The following is a 1,978-nucleotide window of genomic DNA, read 5'->3' on the forward strand; positions in this document are numbered from 1 at the left end:
TTGTTTGTGTACGCCCGACATGGGCATTAACTAATGAGGTGAAAGTCCTCTGTAGGAAGATCACCGTTTAAATAACTGATTGTTATTAAACGATAACTACTAGCGAATGGCAAGTGCAAATCCGCGAGGGTTTGTATGGAGGAAGCCGCTAGCAAAATTGCGAGCTGATGAACAAAAACATCATACCAGGCGTAGGCTGAAGACGAGTTAGCACAAGATAACGAAGTCACGTGATCTAACGGCCACCGTAAATGATGCAGTTGTGCAATGAAAGTTAATGTTCTTATTCGGGGAGAGCTGGATGACATGCGGCCTGCGCTATCGCTGCGGAAAATACCAGTAAGTGGCTGGTCAATCAACCCCTTGGCGTTGCTATTTGGTTGCGAAATAGTCTACGAGCGAAACCACTGCAACACCCACCGATACGCACGCAGCGCAATTTAGAGCAATTTATTTTGTGATTATCCAGCAGTCAGCAGAAGGCATAGTAGCCAAACACCCATCGTAATGGATGGGACACGGTGAAGGCCTGAACATTTAACCGAAGGAATACTTCATGTCTTACTTACATAGCTATACGCCACAGCCCTGTGGTTCTGATATGCAGCGTAATGCAGTGCAATCAGCCTTCAACTTTGATTTATTCGGACACGTTTTATCAAACGATAACCTTCAACGCGCATGGAAGCAGGTTAAAGCCAACAAAGGCGCAGCGGGTGTGGATGGTATGAAAATAGCCCAATTTATCGACTGGGCAAAACAACACTGGCAACAGTGCAAAGCTCAACTCGAAAATGGGACTTATCGTCCTCAGCCGGTCAAACGCGTTGAAATTGATAAACCCGATGGTGGAAAACGACAACTCGGAATACCCACCGTGGTCGACCGAGTTATCCAGCAAGCCATTACTCAGGTTTTATCGCCCATCATTGATAACACATTTTCAGATAACAGCTTTGGTTTTCGTCCTAATCGTAACGGCCAACAAGCTGTGAAGCAAGTTCAACAAATCATTAAATCTAAACGCAATATTGCGGTAGATGTCGATTTGTCAAAGTTCTTTGACCGAGTCAATCACGACTTATTAATGCGAAATTTATCACGTCATGTCAAAGATAAACGCTTGCTCAAACTCATTGGCCGTTATTTGAGAGCTGGAATTGATGACAATGGCACGCTAATTCCGAGTTTAGAAGGAGTACCGCAAGGCGGCCCTCTTTCTCCTTTATTATCCAACATTATGTTGGATGATTTAGACAAAGAATTGGAGCAACGAGGTCACCAATTTGCCCGTTACGCTGATGATTTTATAATCTTAGTAAAATCAAAACGTGCGGGCGAACGTGTACTTGCCAGCGTTACTCGGTTCCTTGAAACTAAACTCAAATTGCTTGTTAACACGGATAAAAGTCAGGTGGTTAAAACCACACAAAGTAAATTCTTAGGGTTTACCTTTAAACGTGGTGCAATCAAATGGCATGACAAAACCCTGCATAAATTTAAGCGACAGGTGCGCATTCTAACTAACCGTAATTGGGGCGTGAGCATGCAATATCAGTTGTTTAAATTAAGCCAATATCTAAGCGGATGGATCAATTATTTTGGTATTGCAAACGCATACCAGCAATGTGTTGACCTAGACCACTGGATAAGGCGCAGGATCAGGATGTGTTACTGGCGACAATGGCGAAAACCGAGAACTAAAGTGAGAAACCTGATGAAGCGTGGAGTTCATGTGCAAGCAGCCGTTGCCTGTGGCATCACAAGTAAAGGGCCTTGGCGCAGCTCCAAAACACCCGGTATTCAACAGGCTTTAAGCTTAAATTATCTGAAAAACGAGGGACTATATTCACTCAGAGACGGATGGATAAAAGTACATTACCCAAACGGGTAATCTGTTAGATGAAACGCCCTGTGCGGACCCGCATGCAGGGTGTTGTGGGGGCTGAGGGCTAGATACCCTCGGCTACCCGATTAG

1 protein-coding gene is annotated in these 1,978 nt (G+C 44.5%); it reads left to right on the forward strand.

What is annotated here, in order from left to right; all coding sequences use genetic code 11:
* The first annotated feature begins 556 nt into the window (after window positions 1–556).
* Entirely contained in the window at window positions 557–1,894 is a 1,338-nt protein-coding gene (ltrA, locus tag ABMY45_RS23745) for a group II intron reverse transcriptase/maturase (protein WP_349289597.1), read from the forward strand.
* The last annotated feature ends 84 nt before the right edge of the window (window positions 1,895–1,978 follow it).

Origin of the sequence: Pseudoalteromonas sp. XMcav11-Q (assembly GCF_040104525.1) — a bacterium.
In the GTDB taxonomy this organism is placed as follows: domain Bacteria; phylum Pseudomonadota; class Gammaproteobacteria; order Enterobacterales; family Alteromonadaceae; genus Pseudoalteromonas.